We start from the raw sequence: 21,574 nt of genomic DNA on the forward strand, positions 1-21,574 counted from the left end.
GATATAAGAAAAGGACAGTCAGACCGAGGGGAGAAACAGAAATCTTCTCTTTGGCAGGTCCGGTTTTCCGTTAAAAAATTCAGTGCAGTTCCACCGATTCGAGAAGGAAGCAGAAAAGATTGGGTTCCCCAGGCATACCTGTGAATCCGCAGGAGCGTGGTTCCGGAGGCTGGAGCTCTCCTATCCTGTCGTTGAGATCTATGAAAAAGCCCGTTACGGAAGAATGAACCTCACCGAGCAGGAGTCAAAACAGTTCGCAGACCAGCTGGATGGATTGAAGAAGCAGCTTGCCTGTAGAAAAGAAGTTTAAGCGATCATCTTTCAGGAAACATAGACAATATAGCTAGTTGAACTATTGAAAGGAGTCGCTGAATTATGGATTTAAACAAAGAATTAGAGAAACTAGAGCATATTCACTTAGAAAAGCCACAAAAAGTATTTACGATGTATTTGAATACAGATCCATCCGACCCTGATCAACAAGGCGGCGAATGGAAAATCCATTTGAAGAATGGGTTGAACAACTTTGAGTCCTACCTGCAGGAAGATGGGGACTCAGATGAGAAAAGAAACTACTGGGCAGTGAAAGAAAAAGTTGAAACTTTCATAGAAGAAAACGAGCAGCATTTTGCAAAAAGTGTCGTATTGTTTGCTACAGGTGATGATACGGTCTGGTTTGCTGAAAGGTTCCAGATGCCGGTTAAGACTGAATTCTACTGGGAGGAAGCTCCAGTGTTGGATCAGCTGAAGGAAATGCAGCAGAAATTCCCGAAAACCGGTGTCGTCCTGACTCAGAAAAACCAGATTAAGCTGCTGGATGCTGAACTGGGAACGTTGAAGGATACACAATTGTTTGAGCTTGACCTGAATACAGAGGATTGGCGCATGCACCAGGGTCCTGACAGAGCCCAGGCGTCCATGGGTTCAGGCGGAGCGAAGAATTCGAAGCAGGATCAATTTGAAGAGCGCTTCGAAGCCAACCGTTACCGCTGGTATAAGAGCGTAGCTCCAAAGATTGACCGGGCCGCTAAACAATATGGCTGGGAGCGCTTCTACCTCGTTGGTGACAAGGAAGAATTGAAAGACCTTCAGGACCATATGAATAAGGAAGCGGAAGACATGATTAACAAAAACCTTCTGGACCATGAAGAGATGCATGTGCTCGATGAGGTTGTCCAATAATTTATTAGAAAAGCACCGGGGAACCGGTGCTTTTTCATGTGTCATTTTATACATACCATCCAAACTGGATATGGACCGGCACAGGCCCGTTTAATCTTTCCATTATACAGATTTTCAGAGGCTATGGTAAAATAGTATACAGCGAAAATAAATGAGATTGGGGAAATGGACATGTTTGTTGTAGACTCCACTGTAGTGGTCCCGGAACACAAAGCTGATGATCTCATACAGATTTATCGGAATCGCTCCCGCCTCGTAGATGAAGCAGAGGGATTCTTATCTTTTCAGCTTCTCCAGAACGATCGGAAGCGGGGAGAGTTGACGGTTCACTTGGAGTGGGAATCTAAACAAGCTTATTTGAATTGGGCAAGAAGTGAGCAGTTCAAGAAAATTCATGAGCTTGAAAAACATTACCCTGACGAAGAGTTGAAGGGAATTGTTCCAATAGTGAAGAAGTATGAGGTGGTGGCAACATGAATAACACGGAACAGGCCCACCTTGTCCGGATCGTAACAGAAGAAATCTATGAAGCCTATCCCTATCTTTGGGAGAAATTCGGCCAGAATGGGAGAGACCGGACCGAAGAAGACAATCATCATCATTTGGACCATCTGGCTGCGGCCTACGAGATGAGAAGTGTAGACTTTTTTATGGACTATACGGACTGGCTCAACAACGTATTGACGTCCAGAAACGTGCCGACCGGACTGATTATTGATAATTTTCAGCGGCTCGTCCGCCTGCTGGATGGACAGTCTCTTGTGGATGAGGACGAGAAGCGGATGTTCATCGTCTATTTAGACCAGGCTCTCAAACGACTTCATACTCTGAACGAGAGGTGACTATTTTGGATCTGGATCATGAACAACTTGCTCAAGTTTTTTTGAGTGGAGATGAAGAGAAAGCATTGAACTACACGTATCGTCTCCTGGAGAACCATCCAAGGGCCTACGTGTTTGAAAATCTGATCACCCCGGCAATGTACCATGTGGGAAAGCTGTGGGAGAACAATGAAATATCGGTTGCGGATGAGCATCTGGCTACAGCCATATGTGATTTTGTTCTTTCAAAAATCGAGTCTGACCACCGGGCTCCTAAACGCCGTCAGCAGCAAAGTTATAAAGTCCTTCTCTTCGGAGTGGAAGAGGAGCAGCATTATATCGGGCTGAAAATGGTCGCCGACACTTTCAAAGAGCATGGCTGGCGCGTCCGTTATTTAGGGCCGGATCTTCCAATGGAACATTCCATGTTACAAATTAAAAAATTCCAGCCTGATGTAATAGGAATATCAGCGGCTTTGTCCTATCGTATTCCTGCCATAAAGAAATCCATCGAGGCCTTCACCCAGCTGGATTGGAAGCCGACCATCATGATCGGCGGCCGTCTTGCTTATAAGTTTGACTTGTCGGAGTTTGAATCCGAGAAGGTTATGGTAATTAAAAATATCGGCCATCTGACGCATTGGTTCAAAGAAGGAAGGGAAGAATCCATCAATGAAACGAGTTGACCATTCTTTTCCTCTGCCCGTTTTTACAATCAACAAAAACTTCATCCTGCAATCTTATTCCAAGGAAGCAGAAGACAGCTTTGTCATCACGCAGAATTTCCTGGACTTATTTGATGAAGGCAGTATTTCCAAGCTGAAAAAGTGGATCAATCCGGAAGTGAAAAAGGTAACATTGGAAGTCCAGCTGAAGCCTTTTGGAAACGCAAGGAACCCTGTAACGTGTGATCTGCACGTCAAATGGAGTAATGACCTTCATGCAGAAGTTCTGCTCATATTGAAGGATGACCAGATGGAGCGTGTCACCACGATGATGAATCAACTGCGCGCCCGCTTGAATGATACGAATTTTCAACTTCTTGAGGAAAAAGAAAAACTGGAGGAAGCGTTGGAGTTGAACAACCGTCTTTCGGCTCCTTTTATTACTCTTACAGAGGAAACGGCGTTGATCCCTTTGTTTGGTGATTTATCCCTGGATAAAATTGATGTCGTCGAAGAACCGCTGCTCCAACGTGTCAATCAAGGTGGTATTGAACGGGTGCTGCTGGATTTCACTGCCGTTGGAGATATTCCGAAAGATGGGGCTCAGGCTTTGAAAAGTCTGACCGCTTCTTTATTTTATATGGGAGCCGCTGTGGTCATTACAGGAGTACGGCCTGAACAGGTTCCAAAACTCCAGCATATCCGTTTTCCTATTGAAGTTTCTTATCTTCATTCTCTTCAGCAAGCCATTTACAAATACTGTGTGCAGTAAAGCGCTGCTTTCTGCTGATTTTCGGTTTATTCCCCTCTTCCAATGTGGAATAGGTAAAGTAAACGAGAAAATAGAAAGGGTGTTTTGTAATGGAAATGACGCTTGAAGTGAACGGTATGACATGTGAGCACTGCCAGAAAACGGTTAAAGATACAGTAGAAAAACTTGAAGGTGTGCACGGAGCAGAGGTTCATCTCGACAGTGGTAAGGTCAATGTGGTGTACGACGAAGCCTATGTCGGTAAAAATCTAATTAAAGAATCCATCCATGCCCAAGGGTATGAGGTCGTTGGATAAGGATAAAGGGCCTGGCTTTCCAGGCCTGTTCAGGCTGTCGGGAAGGATCCCGACAGCTTTTTTAATGGGATGCAGAGCAGGATAGGGAACCGGGATGATGGACGCAAGCCACCTTAATCACATACTTAACAATAAGAAAAGCCCGGGGCCCCGGGCTTTTTTTACTGCACTGTATAAGGAAGCTGTGATTGATAACCGGAAAATTTCTGATAGGCCTGGTCAAGCTTTTGGTTCTCTTCCTGCTCCAGAGCATACCATCCGTGTTTGAACATGAGGTTATACAGGTTTCTCTGACAGTCTTGTGTTTCCTTGAAGATGGTTGCCAGATCCTGATAAATCGCTTGGTTACTCGCCTCATTCAATGCTGTACTGTACGACGATGTCATGTACTTCTCCGTAGCCAGTAGATCGTTGACGAAATCCCGCTCATTCATCTGCGGTGTCTGTGGTACAGTCGTTTCAGGATTTTGAATTTTTTGTGGTTGGTTCGGATTCATAACGGCCCTCCTCAATTCGGTTTACTGGCCTGTGTATTCAGGTGCTCCAGTATTCTATTGTAGTGACGCTGGTGCATTTGGCCGGCTTCGTCCAACGCCGCCTGGATTTCAGGGGTTTGACAATTTTGAGCGAAAAAATGAGCTTTTTTACAAGCGTTTAAATTCCAGGAAAGCATGTCCGCAAGGTATAGTTGATCTTTTATGGTCACAACATCAGGGGCCTGAGCCATCGGCTGTGCGCCCTGCATGGACCCAGTTGCCGGGTTCTGCTGCATGGAACTCCCTCCTTTATGTTTTCCCTGTTAGTATGGCTGTTTAAGGATGAAGTATAAATGAAAGATGGGTTTTATTTGTCGAATATCAGATGAAAATATTCACCCTTTATTAAGAAAAATGATAAGATAGAATCACAAACGTTTACATTTCTGAAAATTATAAAAAACACACCCACCACCAGTCAGGGGGCTTCATGATGGAAAAGGTGATGCGCAATTTCTTTCTTTTTTTATCGAAAAACCGTTTCTTTACAAAGCTTGCGAAAAAATATGGACTCCGTTTTGGTGCCGGTAAGTTTGTCGCTGGTGTTTCTGTACCTGATGCTGTGAGAACCATCCGGCTTTTGAATGACCAGGGTATGGCAGTCACGATTGACCACCTTGGCGAGTTCATTGACAGTGAGGTAGAAGCCAGAGAAGCAGCGGAAGGATGTATCGCCGCGATTGAAGCCATAGCAGAACATCATCTCGATTCACAACTTTCCCTTAAACTGACGTCCATGGGGCTGGATATTTCCGAATCGCTTGTGATGGAGAACATGAGGAAGATCCTTGATGCGGCAGAAAAAAATGATGTGTTTGTGACCATTGATATGGAAGATTACGAACGCTGCGGCAGAACCCTGGAGATTTTCAAGCAGTTGAGGGAGGAATATGATCATATCGGAACCGTCCTCCAGTCGTATTTATACCGGACGGTTGAAGATATAGAATCGCTCGATGAGTATTCCCCGAACCTGAGACTTGTGAAAGGAGCCTATAAGGAATCTGCCAAAGTGGCCTTCCCGGATAAGAAAGACGTGGATGACAACTTAAAGAAAATTATCCGGATCCACTTGATGAACGGCCATTATACAGCAGTAGCTACACATGATGATGAAATGATCGAGTATACAAAGAAATTGGTGGAGAGTGAAGGCCTATCAAAAGATCAGTTTGAATTTCAAATGCTGTACGGGATTCGAGTGGAACGTCAGAAAGAATTGGTGGAGGAAGGGTATAAAATGCGTGTGTACGTACCTTATGGGAATGATTGGTATGGATACTTTATGCGTCGTCTCGCAGAACGGCCGGCAAACGTCGCTTTCGTGCTAAAAGGAGTATTTGGAAGATGAGGAAGGGCTGTCCCGCATGGTCTTTCCTTTTTTTAATCAAAACCGGCCGGACGCTCATACACTAACATAACGAAATGGACTTGGAAGAATTTTTAAGATTTATGGAGAAAAGGATTGCGAAATGTCTGAATATATTTTATATTAGACGTAGATACCGGTTTAGCACTATATTTTTTTGACCGTAAAATGAATGAGTATTCATTCAAAGAGATAGGGGGAGAAATGATGAAACAAAAAATTAAACGGGCTGCAGTTTTAGGCTCAGGGGTGATGGGGGCCGGCATTGCTGCCCACCTGGCCAACACAGGAATCCCTGTGCTGATGATGGACATTGCACCCCGGGAATTATCCGAGCAGGAAAAGAGTAAAGGGTTGACGGTTGAACACCCAGCGGTGCGGAATCGTATAGCCGTTGAGAATAAGAAAGCTCTCCTAAAGCAGAAGCCGTCTCCACTGACAAGTAAAAAAAATCTTGATTTGATTGAAACGGGCAACTTTACCGACGATATGAGCCGTCTGGGCGAGGTCGACTGGATTATAGAAGTCGTCGTCGAAAACCTGGATATCAAAAAGAAAGTACTTGCCCAGGTGGATCAATACCGTAAGCCCGGTTCGATCGTTAGCTCCAATACATCCGGCATCTCCATTGAGGCCATGTCCGCCGACTGCAGCGATGATTTTAAGAAGCATTTTCTCGGAACGCATTTCTTCAACCCGCCGCGATACTTGAAGCTTCTGGAAGTGATTCCGACGGCTGCGACAGATCCGGAAGTCCTCTCGTTTATGAAAACATTTGGAGAGGATGTGCTTGGTAAAGGTGTGGTGGAAGCCAAGGATACACCGAACTTTATTGCCAACCGTATCGGTACGTACGGCCTCCTCATCACCGTGCAGAAGATGCTTGAAAAAGGATACTCCGTCGGTGAGGTGGATTCTGTAACCGGCCCGTTGATCGGCCGTCCGAAAAGCGCAACCTTCCGTACGCTTGATGTTGTAGGCCTGGATACCTTTATCCATGTCGCCAACAATGTCTATGAACAGGTGGAAGGAGACGAGAAGAAAGCTTTTGAAGTTCCAGGTTTTATGACGGCGATGCTTGAAAAAGGATGGCTCGGATCGAAAAGCGGTCAAGGGTTCTTCCTGAAAAATAAAACAGCAGAAGGCAGTGAGATTCTTCAGTTGAATCCTGAAACGCTTGATTATGAGCCGCGTGGAAAATTAAAAACAAAAGCAACAGAGGCGGCCAAACAAGAGAAAGGGCTGCACCGCAAGCTCAAAACCCTCGTTCAGGCAGAAGGAGATCGTGCCGGTGACTTGATCTGGTCCATCATCAAACCGGTTCTGCTGTATTCAGGAGAATTGGCAGGAGAAATCGCTGATGATATTTCTGCTATTGACGATGCCATGAAGTGGGGGTTCGGCTGGGAAGCAGGTCCATTCGAGATATGGGACGCTGTTGGTGTTGAATCTTCCGTTGAACGGATGAAGGCCGAAGGGGAAACGGTTCCTTCATGGGTGGAGCAGCTGGTCGATCATAAGAATCCATCCTTTTATAAACACGAAAATGGAAACGTTTACTACTACCACAATGGGGAGTACAAAGAGAAGGTCTTTAATAAAAAACAAATCAATCTGAAGCGTCTGAAAGAGAAAAGAGATGTGATTAAGAAAAATGCAGGTGCGAGCCTCATTGACTTAGGTGATGGAGTGGCTGCTCTCGAATTTCATTCCCGAAGTAATGCGATAGGGCTGGATATTGTACAGATGATGAACTTCGCTGTGGATTATGTAGATGAGAATGACTGGCACGGTCTCGTCGTCGGCAATCAGGCCAAGAACTTCTGTGTGGGTGCCAACCTCGGCATGATGCTGATGGAAGCTCAGGATTACAACTTCTTTGAAATTGAAATGGTCGTAAAGAACTTCCAGGACAGCATGATGAAATTGAAGTATTCCGATAAGCCGGTTGTTGCAGCACCATTCGGAATGACGCTTGGCGGAGGAGCGGAGGTCTGCCTTCCGTCTGCTGCGATTCAAGCTTCTCCAGAGACGTACATGGGTCTTGTCGAAACAGGAGTCGGGCTGATCCCCGGCGGTGGTGGAAACAAGGAGCTGTATATCAAACACCTGCGGAATATCCCTGAGGGTGTGGAGGTTGACCTTCAAAAGGCGGCCGTCAGTGTCTTTGAAAAGATTGCGATGGCGAAAGTATCTACTTCTGGAGAAGAAGCTCTTGAAAACGGATTTTTGGATCAAAGAGATGCAGTAAGTACAAACGGAGATCATCTGCTGCATGATGCCAAGCAGAAGGTTCTTGGTCTGGCCGGTTCCGGATACAAAGCACCAAAGCGGACGAAGGTCCCCGTCACAGGAGAACAAGGGCTGGCTACAATGATTCTTGGAGCGAAGTCTCTCGTTTTAAGCGGATACGCAAGTGAGCATGACATGAAAATTGCTGAAAAGCTGGCCTTTGTACTGGCTGGCGGACGACTGAAACAAGGGACACTCGTCGATGAGCAGTATTTGCTGGACTTGGAGAGAGAGGCATTCCTCAGCCTGATTGGTGAGCCGAAATCGCAGGCTCGTATGCAGCACATGCTTATGAAAGGAAAGCCGCTCCGTAACTAAAAGGAGAGGACATAGAGGAGGGGACATACATTGAAAGAAGCAGTTATTGTAGCGGGAGCAAGAACACCGGTGGGACGCGCTAAAAAAGGCGCACTCGCTCATACAAGACCGGATGATCTGGCCGCTTTAACGATAAAAGAAACTTTAAAAAGAGCCGGAGGTTATGAAGGGAATATTGATGATGTCATTATCGGATGCGCCATGCCTGAAGCTGAGCAGGGAATGAACATGGCCCGCAATATTTCCGGGCTGGCAGGGCTGCATCATAAAGTTCCTGCGATTACGATAAACCGATACTGTTCTTCAGGTCTTCAGAGTATCGCCTACGCCGCTGAAAAAATCATGCTTGGACACAGTGACACCGCACTTGCGGGAGGAGCCGAATCGATGAGCCTGATCCCTATGGGTGGACACGTGATCAAGCCGAATATTGAATTGGTGGAGCAGGCCCCTGAGTATTACATGTCCATGGGTCATACAGCTGAAGAGGTTGCCGGGCGCTTCGGGATCTCGCGAGAAGACCAGGATGCTTTTGCTGTTCAGAGTCATGAACGTGCGGCACGTGCGATTCAGGAAGGGAAATTCGAGGACGAAATCGTACCGGTGGAAGTGACAAACCGAGAACTTGGTGCTGATCACAAAGTGAGGGAAACGAAAACGATGTTTACAGTCGATGAAGGAGTCCGTCCCGGCACAAGACAGGAAATACTCGCAAAGCTGAAGCCGGCATTTTCTACCAGAGGTTCCGTGACAGCAGGAAACTCTTCACAGATGAGCGACGGCGCTGCATCCGTTCTGGTGATGGATCATGAGAAAGCGAAGTCAGAGGGGCTCGAGCCACTCGTGAAATTCCGATCTTTTGCTGTCGCAGGTGTAGAACCAGAAATTATGGGGGTCGGCCCCATTGAAGCGGTGCCTAAAGCATTGAAAATGGCAGGGTTGTCCATTCAGGATATTGGTCTATTTGAACTGAATGAAGCGTTTGCTTCTCAGTCGCTGCGCGTCATACGTGAGCTGGGTCTTGATCCTGAGAAAGTCAATGTCAATGGAGGAGCGATTGCCCTTGGCCATCCGCTGGGCTGTACAGGGACGAAATTGACGCTGAGTCTTATCCATGAAATGAAGAGAAGAAACGAGCAATTTGGTGTCGTAACGATGTGTATCGGCGGCGGTATGGGTGCTGCCGGGGTATTTGAATTAATCTAATGGGGAGGCTCAACCAATGAGTGAATTAAAAGAGATGATTAAAGGTGGCGGATTTATTGTCGAGGATGTAACGGCCGATCAGGTCATTACCCCGGAGGACTTTACAGATGAACATTTGATGATTGCCAAGACGGCTGAAGACTTTGTTCTTGGTGAAGTTGTTCCAAAGATTGAGAATCTGGAAAACCATGAGTTTGAACATTCTGTCGCTCTTTTGAAGAAAGCGGGCGATCTTGGACTGCTCGGTGCCGATGTACCTGAAGAATATGGCGGTCTCCAGCTGGATAAAATCAGTTCATCCTTAATTACGGAGAAGTTCTCCCGTGCCGGCGGGTTTTCCGTCACTCATGGTGCGCACGTGGGGATCGGGTCTCTTCCTATTGTGTTCTTCGGGAATCATGATCAGAAAAATAAATACCTCCCTGTACTCGCTACAGGTGAAAAGATTGCCGCTTATGCCCTGACAGAGCCGGGATCAGGGTCTGATGCACTTGGAGCTAAAACGACAGCGAAGCTTAATGAAGCTGGCACCCACTACATTTTGAACGGGGAAAAACAGTGGATTACCAACTCCGCCTTTGCTGATGTATTTGTTGTGTATGCCAAGATTGATGGAGACAAATTCACAGCATTTATTGTAGAGAGAGAGTATCCAGGTGTATCTACCGGTCCGGAAGAGAAGAAAATGGGAATTAAGAGTTCTTCCACCCGTACATTGATTCTTGAAGATGCAGAAGTTCCGGTGGAAAACGTCCTTGGGGACATCGGAAAAGGCCATGTTATTGCCTTTAACATACTGAATGTTGGTCGCTACAAGCTGGCCATCGGTGGTGTTGGCGGAGCGAAACGGGCGATTGAACTGTCTGTGAAATACGCCAAAGAAAGAAAACAGTTTAAAACTCCGATTGCACAGTTCCCATTGATCCAGGAGAAAATTGGTTCGGTTGCCGCAAACACGTATGCCAATGAAAGTTCCGTTTACCGGACCGTCGGGCTGTTTGAACAGAGCATGGGCAAACTTACTGATGAAGAGCTGAAAGACGGGGCAGCTGTTGCGAAGGTTATTGCTGAATATGCGATTGAATGCTCCTTGAATAAAGTGTTCGGTACCGAACTGCTCGACTTTGCTTCCGATGAAGCCGTACAAATCCACGGGGGTTATGGTTTCATGGCGGAGTACGAAGTTGAAAGGATGTACCGCGATTCCCGGATCAACCGTATTTTTGAAGGAACGAATGAAATCAACCGGATGATCGTCCCGGGTACACTGCTTAAGAAAGCGATGAAAGGGGAACTTCCTCTCCTCCAAAAAGCTCAGACACTCCAGGAGGAAATCATGATGATGATGCCGGAAGAACCTGGTTTGGAGCCATTGGAGCAGGAGAAGTATTTAGTTAAAAATGCCAAGAAAATCGGACTTCTTGCCGCCGGCCTTGCCGCTCAGAAGTACGGAGAAAAGCTCGATAAAGAACAGGAAGTGCTCGTCAATATCGCTGATATGGTCGGTGAAATCTATAACATGGAATCAGCCCTGCTTCGTACGGAGAAAGCCATCCATCGTTCTGGTGAAGAAAAGAATAAGCAGAAGCTCCTCTACACGCAGGTGTATGTACAGGAAGCCTTTAACAGAATCGAGGCCCATGCGAAAGAAACGTTGATTGCGTCTGAAACCGGCGACTCCCTGCGTATGATGCTTGGTGCTCTTCGTAAACTGACACGTCATACACCGACGAACGTCATTCCGAAGAAGCGGGAAATTGCCCAGGGATTAATTGAGTCCGAAAGATATTACGTATAAATCAGTGACCAGCCCGCACTTGAAAGTGCGGGCTTTTGGCATGTAGAGAGGAAGGGATCCTCTCCTCACAGGGACATTCAATTTTCCCGGGAAAAAGTGTTTTTGGAGGCATTTGAATAAAGAGAAGGAAGGATGTAAAAGAATGAAAAAGGAATTGGAGGGAAAAGTAATTTTCAATGAAAAGATTGTCTCCATTGTGATAAAATAAGACGTAACAAGTTGGAAGGAGGAGGAGCATATGCCTGTTACCTTCTACTGGTACCCAAACTGCGGTACTTGTAAAAAAGCGAAAAAATGGCTGGATGATGAAGGGGTTCCTTACGAATCTGTACATATTGTTGAACATCCCCCTTCACAGGAAGAGTTGAAGGACCTCACGGCCAGGAGTGAACGACCGGTTAAGAAATTTTTCAACACCAGTGGGAAGAAGTATCGGGAGTTAAACCTGAAGGAAAAGCTGAAAGATGCAGATGAAGAAGAAATGCTGCGCCTGCTCGCTTCAGACGGGATGCTCATCAAACGGCCCATCGTCACTGATGGAACAAATGTCACTGTTGGTTTCAAAGCCGATGAATTTGAAAACGTCTGGGGCCGATGAGCAGAACATTGGAAATAAAAGCAGAAGGCTTTTATGTTTATAACTGTCATTAAACAAAAACAAGAACTGTGGAGGTAATCGAATATGAGCTTACCAAAAGATCTACGTTATTCTCAGGAACACGAATGGGTGAAAGAAGAAGGAGAAAAAGTCAGAGTCGGAATCACGGATTTTGCTCAATCTGAACTTGGCGACATCGTTTTTGTTGAGCTTCCTGAAGTGGGAGAAGAACTAAAAACAGACGAGCCTTTCGGAAGTGTGGAATCTGTAAAAACCGTTTCCGAATTATATGCACCGATCAGCGGTAAAGTTGTAGAAGTGAATGAAGATTTGGAAGACAGCCCTGAGTTTGTGAATGAGTCTCCTTATGATAAAGCCTGGATGGTTGTTGTTGAACCAAGCGATTCTTCAGAAGTTGAGCAGCTGATGTCTTCTGAAGAATATGAAGCGATGATTGATGAAGATTAATCAAAACAAGTAAGCCCGTTGTACAGGCAGGACTGATGATTCCTTGTCTGACATGATCGTGCTTGATCTTAATCATGTTCAGACCATGCCATATGGCATGGTCTGTTTCTATATAGTAGGTGATGAAGATGGATGGAGAACGGATTTTGATTGTTGAAGGGATTACAGATAAGAAGAAATTGAACAAAGTACTGGATGAGAAAATCGAAATCATCTGTACCCATGGGACGCTCGGTATTGAGCGAATGGAAGAAATGATCTTTGAACATAACCTGGATGAACGATCGGTCTATATCCTTGTGGATGAAGATGATTCCGGTTTTAAACTACGGAAGATGCTGACAGAGGAACTTCCGCACGCAGAGCATATTTATATTGATAAAGCCTTTAGAGAAGTGGCGGCTACTCCCGAGCCGGAACTCGCCCGTGCCCTGTTAAGCCGTCATTTCAGCGTGAAGTCGATGTATTTAATTTAGGAGGAAGCTTTGCAGAATTTAATACAAAATGAGGCAGCCTGGGTGCTGTCCTCGGATGAAAAAACGATGACATTTATTCACAGCCCTTTTTGCGGGACGTGCCACCTTGCCCGCAAGATGCTGATAACGTTGGAAGAGATGTATAAAAAAACACTATTCTCGGAAATGAACGCCTCTCTGCATCCTGCATTGATGGAACAATATCGAGTGGAAAGTGTTCCATGCCTCTTGATTACCCATAAAGGAGAAGTTCTTGAAAAGGTCTATGCTTTTCAATCCGTCCCACACATGTATGAAAAGATCATTCCCTATCTATAACCCGCCTTTATTCCCCGGGAAATGACAAGATAAAAACGGTAAAAAACCCGTCCTGCATAAACAGGGCGGGTTTTATTCATCGGCCGTATGACCAGTGATAAGCGGGTGGGAGGCCTTCCGCTGTTTTGATGATTAAACAATTTCCCCCAGGGACTGGACGATATCGAGAAAGGAAGCTTTATCACCGAACGATTCGTGGACCCTGCCTTCCTGATCTATGATAATAGTGGAAGGGACGCCCTTGCAGCCGAACGTATCGTATAAGCTTCGCCCATCATCAATCAAGGTAGGCTGGTTAAGAAATTTTTCAGCATATTCCTTTCCGGCATCAGGGCTGCGTTCACGACCGGGAACGTTAATCGTAACCAGCTCCACTTTTTCTTTGTCCATCGTTTCAAAGAGCTGCTCTTTTTTAGGTAAGTCTCTCCCGCAGTCAGGACACCAGGATGCCCAGAAAGTCAGGACGATCACCTTTCCGAAATGGTCGCTCAGACGATAGGTGGAGGGCTGATTTATATAAGAAAGCTCAAATTGAGGAGCACGTTCCTTCATGATTTCATCTCCTTACTGTAAAAATATACCTGATTATTATCTTTGACGTCCGTATAGACTCCATGCTAACATAACATATAATTTCACAGCGACATCATAACTTATCCAGAGTGGTGGAGGGACTGGCCCTTTGAAACCCGGCAACCGGCAAAAGCACGGTGCTAAATCCTGCGGAGCGTAAAGCTTTGATAGATGAGATCCACTAAAGTCTCTTCTATTTTAGGAGAGACTTTTTTGCATATCCAGATGTTCTTCTTTTCTGAAAAGTGGCTCATTTATGTTGACACGCTGGTGGCAGAGTGCTAAAATCCACTTTGTAGTTATGAAATGAATTAAAGCAGTAATAATTTAATAAGCTAAAATCTCTTATCCAGAGTGGCGGAGGGACTGGCCCTACGATGCCCGGCAACCAGCAGGTGTAACCGACCTGTCAAGGTGCCAAATCCTGCAGAGCATAACAGCTCTGACAGATGAGAGAACAGAAGATACATTGTTATTGAAACGCCATTCTGTTCTCGAACAGAATGGCGTTTTTTGAATGGGAGGGAACACATCATGATTACAATTAAGGATCTTTCTAAAGTTTTTCAAACGAAGGATCGGGAAGTGAAAGCTGTTGATGGCTTAAGCCTTACAATAAATAAAGGGGAAATCTACGGTGTCATTGGTTATAGTGGAGCGGGTAAAAGTACTTTTATCCGGCTGTTGAACCGACTGGAGGATCCAACAGAGGGCAGCATCCACGTCGGTGATCAGGATTTAACGGGCCTCAGTAAGAATAAACTGCGTATCGCCCGCCAGGATATCGGAATGATTTTTCAGCACTTCAACCTGCTTTGGTCCAGAACGGTTTATGATAACATCGCTTTTCCGTTGGAAATTGCCGGTGTACCAAAGGAAGAACGGAGCAAAAGAGTGAACGAACTGATCGATCTGGTCGGTTTATCCGGCAGAGGAAACTCCTACCCATCCCAGTTGAGTGGTGGACAGAAACAGCGTGTAGGAATTGCCAGGGCGCTGGCCAACAACCCGAAAGTCCTCCTTTGTGATGAAGCGACATCCGCTCTGGATCCGGAAACGACAGACTCCATATTGGATCTTCTTGTAGACATCAATGAAAAACTCGGACTGACCATAGTTTTGATTACTCACGAAATGCATGTCATTCGTAAGATCTGTCATCAGGTGGCAGTCATGGAGCAGGGGAAAATCGTTGAAAAGGGAGATGTTCTGGACGTATTTCTTCATCCAGATCAGCCAGTGACGAAGAAATTCGTCGATCAGGTGATGGGTGATCAGGAAAAAGAGCACTCTCTGAAATTGATCAAAGATAAGTACCAGTCCGGAAAAATTGTCCGGCTGCATTTTGTAGGAGAGAGTACCAACCAAGCGCTGATCAGTGAGGTCTCCAGGAAGTTCGTCCTGGATGTGAATATTCTTCACGGGAAGATCACGCAGACGCAAAAAGGAGCTTACGGAACGATGTTTGTTCAGTTTGAAGGAGACGATGAGGAAGCAGCCCGGGCAATCGAATATATACGCTCGACTTCTGTGGAAGTGGAGGTGAACCCGGATGCTTAATGGATTACTGCCAAACGTACGCATGGAAGACATGATTACAGCAACAAATGAAACGTTGTATATGACTCTGATTTCCGTAGCCGGCACATTTATCCTCGGGATTCTGCTCGGCCTGCTGCTTTATTTATCTGGTCCGGGAGGGCTCTGGCAGAACAAAGTGGTCAATGCAGTGACAGCTTCTGTCGTAAACATTTTCCGTGCCATTCCTTTTATTATATTGATCCTGCTTCTGTTCCCGTTTACAGACTTCTTGATTGGAACGATCCGCGGTCCGAACGCAGCCCTTCCGGCGTTAATTATCGGAGGAGCTCCGTTTTACGCGAGACTTGTTGAGATTGCATTGAAGGAAGTGGAAAAAGGTGTCGTAGAGGCAGCGAAGGCGATGGGGGCTAAATCATCAACGATCATCTTCAAAGTCCTGCTGCCTGAATCCATGCCTGCCCTTATTTCAGGAATTACGGTGACCGCCATTGCACTGATTGGTTATACCGCCGTGGCGGGTGCGATTGGTGCCGGTGGTCTTGGAGACTTTGCTTATTTCTACGGTTTCCAGCGTAGTAATTTTGATGTGGTCTTCATTTGCACGGTGCTTATCATTATTATTGTGTTTATTTTCCAATTCATCGGTGATTATGCTTCCCGTAAATTGGACAAAAGATAAAAAACAAAAGGGAGAGATTATTCATGAAAAAAATCTGGACAACAGCGGTTGCGCTGTTATTCGTTCTTGTTCTTGCCGCCTGCGGTTCTTCTGAGGAAGATTCCTCCAGCGGTGAAGGAAATACGGAAATTACAGTAGGAGCAACAAGTGTTCCTCACGCTGAAGTTCTTGAAGAAGCAAAGCCGCTTCTTGAAGAAGAAGGGATCACGTTAAATATCGAGGAATACCAGGATTACATCCTTCCAAACCAGGATTTGGCCGAAGGACGTATTGATGCAAACTATTTCCAGACGATTCCTTATATGGAACTTCAAGAGCAGGATAATGATGATTACGATTTTGCCAATCTCGGCGGGATTCACATTGAGCCGATCGGTGTGTACTCCCAAAAGTATGACAACCTTGAAGACGTAGAAGAAGGTACCGAGTTCGTCATGAGCCGTTCTGTATCCACCCACGGCCGTGTATTGACACTTCTTGAAAAAGAAGGGTTGATCAAACTGGATGAGAGTGTAGAAAAAGTGGATGCCACGGTCAATGATATTGTCGAGAACCCTAAAAACCTTCAGTTTGATACCGGCGTGGACGCAGCCGGCCTTCCTGAAGTGTACAACAAAGAGGAAGAAGTCCTTGTAGCGATTAACACGAACTACGCGATTGAAGCGGACCTTGTACCAAAAGATGATGCGATCATCCTTGAAGGGACAAACTCCCCTTATGTGAACGTCATCGCTGCTCAAAGCAAAGACGAGGACAACGAGGCACTGAACACGCTAGTGGAAGTCCTTCGTTCTGAAGACATTCAAACCTTTATTGAAGAGGAATACGAAGGAGCAGTTATCCCTGTTTCCGACGATTCTGAATAACGGATAAAATAAGTGACTGCGGTTGATACTAACCGCAGTCACTTATTATTTATGGGAGGTTTTAACATGCAGGATCAGAATATGACGTGGACGCAGACATATTTACATGATTATAAAGAAGGAATGGGTGTCTTTGCGGAACACATGCCTGAAGTCGCCCACCAGTTCAGTCAATTTTCCCAGGAATGTTTTAAAGCCGGAGAGCTTTCACAAAAAGATAAGCAGCTGATGGCTCTCGGAATCAGTATCGTGGCCCAGGATGAATACTGTATGATCTACCACACCAAAGGCTGTGTCGATCAGGGAGCTTCGGAAAGAGAGATCATGGAAGCTTGTGGAGTCGCCGCAGCTTTTGGAGGCGGAGCAGCTCTCAGTCAAGCTGTTACCCTTGTCCAGGACGCCTACAGTGATTTAACGAACAACGTTAACTAATTGAATTATTAGAAAATTAAAGAAAAACAAATGTATTAAATGGAAATGCAATTATTAAACGCTTACATCGGTCCGCGGGTTCGCATATGAATGAAAATGCGGTTTCAGAAGATTTTATACAGGGTAAAGGTTTGTGGTAACCTAAATTGTGTAAATAATCTGAAAGGGTTGATTCGTTATTAATGACCATCTGCAGTTGAATTTCACCGCTGAAATGGAAAAGGCAATGCATCAGTCTCACAATACGAGTTATGCGGAGTACAGCCGTAGACTGGACACTCGGCTGGAAGTAGAACAAAAGCGTCAGCGTGAATTCGAACAAACTCAGAAAATGCATGCCCAGGTGGACCGTCAATTGCATAGATAATGTTTAGGAACGAATCAATCAGGTGGCTTTAGTCACCTGATTTTTTCATGTTATACTAATGTAGGAAAGTGAGAATGAACATGTATCAATGTCCAGGTTTCCCTCTCCTTTTACCAGTGGGAAAAAGTTGATTACAAATAAAAAATGATTTAAGATTATAATGAGAATAAATTGAGAATGAATGTTTGTTTTCAGTCTGACTGGACATTCGATAATAATAGATACTGGAGGTATACATTATGGCAGGATCAACATTAGAAATTAAAGATCTTCACGTAGAGATTGAAGGTCAGGAAATCCTTAAAGGTGTAAACTTAACAATCAACGGCGGTGAATTCCACGCAGTTATGGGACCAAACGGAACAGGTAAGTCCACGTTGTCCTCTGCAATCATGGGTCATCCGAAGTATGAAGTAACCAAAGGTGAAATCATCCTTGATGGTGAAAACGTACTGGAGATGGAAGTAGACGAGCGTGCGAAAGCCGGCTTGTTCCTGGCCATGCAGTACCCGAGTGAAATCAGCGGTGTAACCAACTCCGACTTCCTGCGTTCTTCCATTAACGCTCACCGTGAAGAAGGTGATGAAATCTCTCTTATGAAATTCATTAAAGAGATGGACAACACGATGGATACACTTGAAATGGATAAGAACATGGCTCAGCGTTACTTGAACGAAGGTTTCTCCGGTGGTGAGAAAAAACGTAACGAAATTCTGCAGCTGATGATGATTCAACCGGCGATTGCCATCCTGGATGAGATTGATTCCGGCCTGGATATTGATGCTCTTAAAGTCGTTTCCAAAGGGATCAACGAAATGCGCAACGACTCCTTCGGCTGCCTGATCATCACTCACTACCAGCGTCTATTGAACTACATCACTCCTGATAAAGTACACGTGATGATGCAGGGTCGTATTGTGAAGTCCGGTGGTCCGGAGCTTTCCCAGCGCCTTGAAGAAGAAGGATACGACTGGATCAAGCAGGAGCTTGGCATCGAAGACGAAACGGTCAACGCGTAATAAGATAGGAGGGTAACCATGACAGTAGAAGTCACACTACCATACGACAAAGAGTATGTTACAAACTTTTCCCAGGGTCTTCAGGAACCTGAATGGATGAAGAACCTTCGTCTAAGTGCTCTGGAGAAATCAGAATCTCTTCCATTACCAAAACCAGATAAAACCAATATATCCAAATGGAACTTCACGGAATTCGATCATCACGTAACGAGTGATAAGATTGAAAATCTTGACGATCTTCCAGTTGAAATCAAGGACTTTTTAGATCAGGAAAAAGAACAGCAGAACCTTGTAATTCAGCGTAACCATACCGTTGCCTATGCAGCGATTGAACAGCAGCTGAAGGACAAGGGTGTCATCTTTACAGACATGCTGACAGCTGTCCGTGAGCACAGCGATCTCGTTGAAAAGTATTTCATGAATGATGCGGTGCACGTGGACGAACACCGTTTGACTGCGCTGCATGCGGCTCTAGTGAACGGCGGGATTTTCCTTTATGTTCCAAAGAACGTTCAGATCGAAGAACCGATTCAGGCGATTTTCTGGCAGGAGGATCCTAAAGCCTCTCTCGTTAACCACATTCTTGTTGTGGCAGAGGAAAACAGTTCTGTTACGTATGTGGAGAACTATATTTCCCACAATAAAGAAGAAAAAACTTCTTCCAACATTGTGGCAGAAGTGATCGCTAAAGACGGAGCGAAGGTTTCCTTCGGTGCGGTGGATAACTTCGAAGCCGGAACGACAGTTTATGCGAACCGCCGCGGTGTAGCCTATCGTGATGCAGTGATCGAATGGGCTCTCGGCCAGATGAATGAAGGAGATACCGTCTCTGAAAACATCACGCATTTGATCGGTGACAACTCCCATTCCAATGCGAAAACAGTAGCCATCGGCCGTGGAGCGCAGAAGCAGAACTTTACAGCGAATATCACCCATTTCGGAAAAGGGTCGGATGGATATATCCTTCAGCACGGAGTTATGAAGGACAAAGCCTCTGCAATCTTTAACGGAATCGGAAAAATCGAACACGGCGCCAGTAAATCCAATGCCGAGCAGGAGTCCCGTGTACTGATGCTCAGCAAAGATGCACGTGGTGATGCGAACCCGATCCTTCTTATTGATGAAGATGACGTTACCGCTGGTCACGCTGCTTCTGTCGGCCGTGTGGATCCAATCCAGCTTTATTATCTAATGAGCCGTGGAATCTCTCGCTTTGAAGCGGAGCGTTTGATTATTCACGGATTCCTGGCACCTGTGGTAAATCAATTGCCTGTAGAGGCGGTAAAACGCCAGCTTAGACAGGTAATTGAAAGGAAAGTCTATTAATGGATGTAAAAGCTGTACGCGAACAGTTCCCAATCCTTCAACAGGAAGTGAATGGGCATCCGCTCGTGTACCTGGATTCCTCCGCGACTTCCCAAAAACCCCTTCAGGTGATTGAGAAGCTTGATGAATACTACCGCGGATACAATTCCAACGTTCACAGAGGTGTTCATACACTGGGAACGAAAGCAACAGACGAATATGAAGGTGCCCGCGAAAAAGTCCGCCGCTTCATAAATGCTTCCAGTACACAGGAAGTCATTTTCACACGTGGTACAACGACAGCGATCAATACGGTAGCATCAAGCTACGGCCGTGCGAACCTTTCTGAAGGTGACGAAGTCGTCATTACTCAGATGGAGCACCACAGCAACATCATCCCGTGGCAGCAGGTCGTCAAAGAAACAGGCGCTGTCCTCAAGTATATTCCGATGCAGCCCGATGGAACCGTTCGTTTGGAAGATGCAGAAGCAGCGATTACCGACAAAACGAAAATTGTAGCAATGATGCATGTATCCAACGTACTTGGTACGATCAACCCGGTGAAGGAAGTGGCTGAAATCGCCCACCGTAAAGGTGCAGTCATGCTCGTGGACGGAGCTCAGAGTGTCCCTCATATGAGCATCGACGTCCAGGACCTGGATGCTGACTTTTACGCCTTCAGCGGCCACAAAATGTGCGGTCCGACCGGCATTGGTGTTCTCTACGGTAAGAAAGCCTTGTTGAATGATATGGAGCCGGTTGAATTCGGTGGTGAGATGATCGATTTTGTTAACCTGTATGATTCCACGTGGAAAGAGCTTCCGTGGAAATTTGAAGGGGGTACGCCGATCATTGCAGGCGCTGTTGGTCTTGGCGCAGCGATCGACTTCCTTTCAGACATCGGACTGGATAACATTCGCAGGCATGAAGAAAAACTGGCTGCCTATGCGGTTCAGGAAATGAACAAGATGGACGATATGAAGATTTTCGGTCCTGAACATCGTGCCGGTCTTGTAACGTTCAATCTCGGCGATGTCCACCCTCACGATCTCGCAACCGTGCTTGACGCTGAAGGGGTGGCTGTACGTGCGGGACATCACTGTGCCCAGCCGCTGATGCGCTGGCTGAACGTTTCAGCTACGGCCAGAGCAAGTTTTTATCTCTACAACACAGAAGAAGATATAGACCGACTTGTCGCTGGATTACAAACAACAAAGGAGTATTTTGGCGATGTCTTTTAATAACCTAGATACCCTTTACCGTCAAGTCATTATGGATCATTATAAAAACCCGCGCAATCGTGGCTCCATTGAAGGAAATCCAATGGTCGTAGATATGAACAATCCGACCTGCGGGGACCGGATACAGGTTTACCTGCAAGTGGAGGACGGATTGGTCCAGGAAGCGAAGTTTGACGGAGAAGGCTGTTCCATCAGCCTTTCCTCCGCATCCATGATGACGCAGGCGATTAAAGGCAGACCCGTTGATGAAGCATTAAAAATGTCCGAGCTGTTTTCCGACCTTATGCAGGGGAAAGACATTGATGAAGACGGCCTTGACCTTGGCGACATTGAAGCCCTTCAGGGAGTAGCCAAGTTCCCGGCGCGCATCAAATGTGCGACACTGGCATGGAAAGCCATGGAAAAAGGTGTCGGAGAAGAGAAGCAGGACTAAAG

General features: G+C 45.8%; 26 protein-coding genes and 2 riboswitches. Of the genes, 23 read left to right on the forward strand and 3 right to left on the reverse strand.

Features of this window, described 5'->3' with window-relative positions; genetic code table 11:
- The first annotated feature begins 375 nt into the window (after window positions 1–375).
- The 6 genes from ACXAJH_RS12005 to ACXAJH_RS12030 all read left to right on the forward strand — a co-directional run bounded on the left by ACXAJH_RS12005 (window position 376) and on the right by ACXAJH_RS12030 (window position 3,736).
- A complete protein-coding gene (locus ACXAJH_RS12005; protein WP_027956395.1) occupies window positions 376–1,182 on the forward strand; it encodes a VLRF1 family aeRF1-type release factor in 807 nt (268 codons plus the stop codon).
- A 171-nt stretch (window positions 1,183–1,353) separates the two neighbouring features.
- A complete protein-coding gene (locus ACXAJH_RS12010) occupies window positions 1,354–1,659 on the forward strand; it encodes an antibiotic biosynthesis monooxygenase family protein (protein WP_474969325.1) in 306 nt (101 codons plus the stop codon).
- A complete protein-coding gene (locus tag ACXAJH_RS12015) occupies window positions 1,656–2,024 on the forward strand; it encodes a hypothetical protein (RefSeq protein ID WP_474994074.1) in 369 nt (122 codons plus the stop codon). Before ACXAJH_RS12010 ends, ACXAJH_RS12015 begins: the two co-directional genes overlap by 4 nt.
- Window positions 2,021–2,689, forward strand: a complete 669-nt coding sequence (locus tag ACXAJH_RS12020; RefSeq protein ID WP_474994076.1) for a cobalamin B12-binding domain-containing protein — start codon at window positions 2,021–2,023, stop codon at window positions 2,687–2,689. Before ACXAJH_RS12015 ends, ACXAJH_RS12020 begins: the two co-directional genes overlap by 4 nt.
- Entirely contained in the window at window positions 2,676–3,440 is a 765-nt protein-coding gene (locus ACXAJH_RS12025; protein ID WP_474994078.1) for an STAS domain-containing protein, read from the forward strand. Before ACXAJH_RS12020 ends, ACXAJH_RS12025 begins: the two co-directional genes overlap by 14 nt.
- 89 nt (window positions 3,441–3,529) lie before the next feature.
- Window positions 3,530–3,736, forward strand: coding sequence for a copper ion binding protein (locus ACXAJH_RS12030; protein ID WP_474969321.1), 207 nt, complete (start codon window positions 3,530–3,532; stop codon window positions 3,734–3,736).
- A 161-nt stretch (window positions 3,737–3,897) separates the two neighbouring features.
- Here ACXAJH_RS12030 and ACXAJH_RS12035 read toward each other — a convergent pair whose 3' ends face one another.
- Both ACXAJH_RS12035 and ACXAJH_RS12040 read right to left on the reverse strand, forming a co-directional pair.
- Window positions 3,898–4,233, reverse strand: a complete 336-nt coding sequence (locus ACXAJH_RS12035) for a spore coat protein (RefSeq protein WP_474969320.1) — start codon at window positions 4,231–4,233, stop codon at window positions 3,898–3,900.
- Between the two features lie 11 nt (window positions 4,234–4,244).
- Window positions 4,245–4,508, reverse strand: a complete 264-nt coding sequence (locus ACXAJH_RS12040) for a hypothetical protein (RefSeq protein ID WP_474969319.1) — start codon at window positions 4,506–4,508, stop codon at window positions 4,245–4,247.
- 197 nt (window positions 4,509–4,705) lie between these two features.
- On the opposite strand from ACXAJH_RS12040, the gene ACXAJH_RS12045 reads away from it, so the two are divergent.
- The 8 genes from ACXAJH_RS12045 (at window position 4,706) to ACXAJH_RS12080 (ending at window position 13,115) form a co-directional block, all read left to right on the forward strand.
- Complete coding sequence (locus tag ACXAJH_RS12045; RefSeq protein ID WP_474969318.1) at window positions 4,706–5,623, forward strand: proline dehydrogenase family protein; 918 nt, start codon at window positions 4,706–4,708, stop codon at window positions 5,621–5,623.
- A 225-nt stretch (window positions 5,624–5,848) separates the two neighbouring features.
- Window positions 5,849–8,251, forward strand: coding sequence for a 3-hydroxyacyl-CoA dehydrogenase/enoyl-CoA hydratase family protein (locus ACXAJH_RS12050; RefSeq protein ID WP_474994080.1), 2,403 nt, complete (start codon window positions 5,849–5,851; stop codon window positions 8,249–8,251).
- 30 nt (window positions 8,252–8,281) lie between these two features.
- A complete protein-coding gene (locus ACXAJH_RS12055) occupies window positions 8,282–9,457 on the forward strand; it encodes an acetyl-CoA C-acetyltransferase (RefSeq protein ID WP_474994082.1) in 1,176 nt (391 codons plus the stop codon).
- A 16-nt stretch (window positions 9,458–9,473) separates the two neighbouring features.
- Window positions 9,474–11,255 carry an acyl-CoA dehydrogenase family protein gene (locus ACXAJH_RS12060; RefSeq protein ID WP_474989642.1) on the forward strand — a complete coding sequence of 594 codons (1,782 nt, stop codon included), beginning with the start codon at window positions 9,474–9,476 and terminating at the stop codon, window positions 11,253–11,255.
- 238 nt (window positions 11,256–11,493) lie between these two features.
- Entirely contained in the window at window positions 11,494–11,853 is a 360-nt protein-coding gene (locus ACXAJH_RS12065; RefSeq protein ID WP_474969314.1) for an arsenate reductase family protein, read from the forward strand.
- A gap of 84 nt (window positions 11,854–11,937) precedes the next feature.
- Entirely contained in the window at window positions 11,938–12,321 is a 384-nt protein-coding gene (gene gcvH, locus ACXAJH_RS12070) for a glycine cleavage system protein GcvH (protein ID WP_027956409.1), read from the forward strand.
- A gap of 128 nt (window positions 12,322–12,449) precedes the next feature.
- Window positions 12,450–12,797, forward strand: coding sequence for a toprim domain-containing protein (locus ACXAJH_RS12075; RefSeq protein ID WP_027956410.1), 348 nt, complete (start codon window positions 12,450–12,452; stop codon window positions 12,795–12,797).
- Between the two features lie 9 nt (window positions 12,798–12,806).
- Window positions 12,807–13,115, forward strand: coding sequence for a thioredoxin family protein (locus ACXAJH_RS12080; RefSeq protein WP_474969313.1), 309 nt, complete (start codon window positions 12,807–12,809; stop codon window positions 13,113–13,115).
- A 132-nt stretch (window positions 13,116–13,247) separates the two neighbouring features.
- On the opposite strand, the gene ACXAJH_RS12085 is transcribed toward ACXAJH_RS12080, so the two are convergent.
- Window positions 13,248–13,667, reverse strand: coding sequence for a TlpA family protein disulfide reductase (locus ACXAJH_RS12085; protein ID WP_474971098.1), 420 nt, complete (start codon window positions 13,665–13,667; stop codon window positions 13,248–13,250).
- Window positions 13,668–13,765: 98 nt separating this feature from the next.
- Window positions 13,766–13,866: riboswitch (SAM riboswitch) on the forward strand.
- A gap of 164 nt (window positions 13,867–14,030) precedes the next feature.
- Window positions 14,031–14,144: riboswitch (SAM riboswitch) on the forward strand.
- A gap of 78 nt (window positions 14,145–14,222) precedes the next feature.
- On the opposite strand from ACXAJH_RS12085, the gene ACXAJH_RS12090 reads away from it, so the two are divergent.
- The 9 genes from ACXAJH_RS12090 to sufU all read left to right on the forward strand — a co-directional run bounded on the left by ACXAJH_RS12090 (window position 14,223) and on the right by sufU (window position 21,572).
- Window positions 14,223–15,248 (forward strand): methionine ABC transporter ATP-binding protein, encoded by a 1,026-nt coding sequence (locus tag ACXAJH_RS12090; RefSeq protein ID WP_474969311.1) that lies wholly within the window; start codon window positions 14,223–14,225, stop codon window positions 15,246–15,248.
- Complete coding sequence (locus ACXAJH_RS12095) at window positions 15,241–15,909, forward strand: methionine ABC transporter permease (protein WP_160838465.1); 669 nt, start codon at window positions 15,241–15,243, stop codon at window positions 15,907–15,909. Before ACXAJH_RS12090 ends, ACXAJH_RS12095 begins: the two co-directional genes overlap by 8 nt.
- Window positions 15,910–15,932: 23 nt before the next feature.
- A complete protein-coding gene (locus tag ACXAJH_RS12100; protein ID WP_474969310.1) occupies window positions 15,933–16,775 on the forward strand; it encodes a MetQ/NlpA family ABC transporter substrate-binding protein in 843 nt (280 codons plus the stop codon).
- Between the two features lie 66 nt (window positions 16,776–16,841).
- The gene (locus ACXAJH_RS12105; protein ID WP_474969309.1) at window positions 16,842–17,207 is read left to right on the forward strand and encodes a carboxymuconolactone decarboxylase family protein; all 366 of its coding nucleotides are present in this window, start codon (window positions 16,842–16,844) and stop codon (window positions 17,205–17,207) included.
- Window positions 17,208–17,433: 226 nt separating this feature from the next.
- Complete coding sequence (locus ACXAJH_RS12110; protein ID WP_474994084.1) at window positions 17,434–17,574, forward strand: YuzK family famiily protein; 141 nt, start codon at window positions 17,434–17,436, stop codon at window positions 17,572–17,574.
- A 239-nt stretch (window positions 17,575–17,813) separates the two neighbouring features.
- Entirely contained in the window at window positions 17,814–18,593 is a 780-nt protein-coding gene (gene sufC / locus ACXAJH_RS12115; protein ID WP_027956417.1) for a Fe-S cluster assembly ATPase SufC, read from the forward strand.
- Window positions 18,594–18,611: 18 nt separating this feature from the next.
- Entirely contained in the window at window positions 18,612–19,919 is a 1,308-nt protein-coding gene (sufD, locus tag ACXAJH_RS12120; RefSeq protein ID WP_474969307.1) for a Fe-S cluster assembly protein SufD, read from the forward strand.
- Window positions 19,919–21,139, forward strand: coding sequence for a cysteine desulfurase (locus ACXAJH_RS12125; RefSeq protein ID WP_474969306.1), 1,221 nt, complete (start codon window positions 19,919–19,921; stop codon window positions 21,137–21,139). Before sufD ends, ACXAJH_RS12125 begins: the two co-directional genes overlap by 1 nt.
- Complete coding sequence (gene sufU, locus ACXAJH_RS12130; protein WP_206933576.1) at window positions 21,129–21,572, forward strand: Fe-S cluster assembly sulfur transfer protein SufU; 444 nt, start codon at window positions 21,129–21,131, stop codon at window positions 21,570–21,572. Before ACXAJH_RS12125 ends, sufU begins: the two co-directional genes overlap by 11 nt.
- Window positions 21,573–21,574 lie beyond the last annotated feature (2 nt).

This window comes from Halobacillus sp. ABD4_316, from assembly GCF_056161385.1.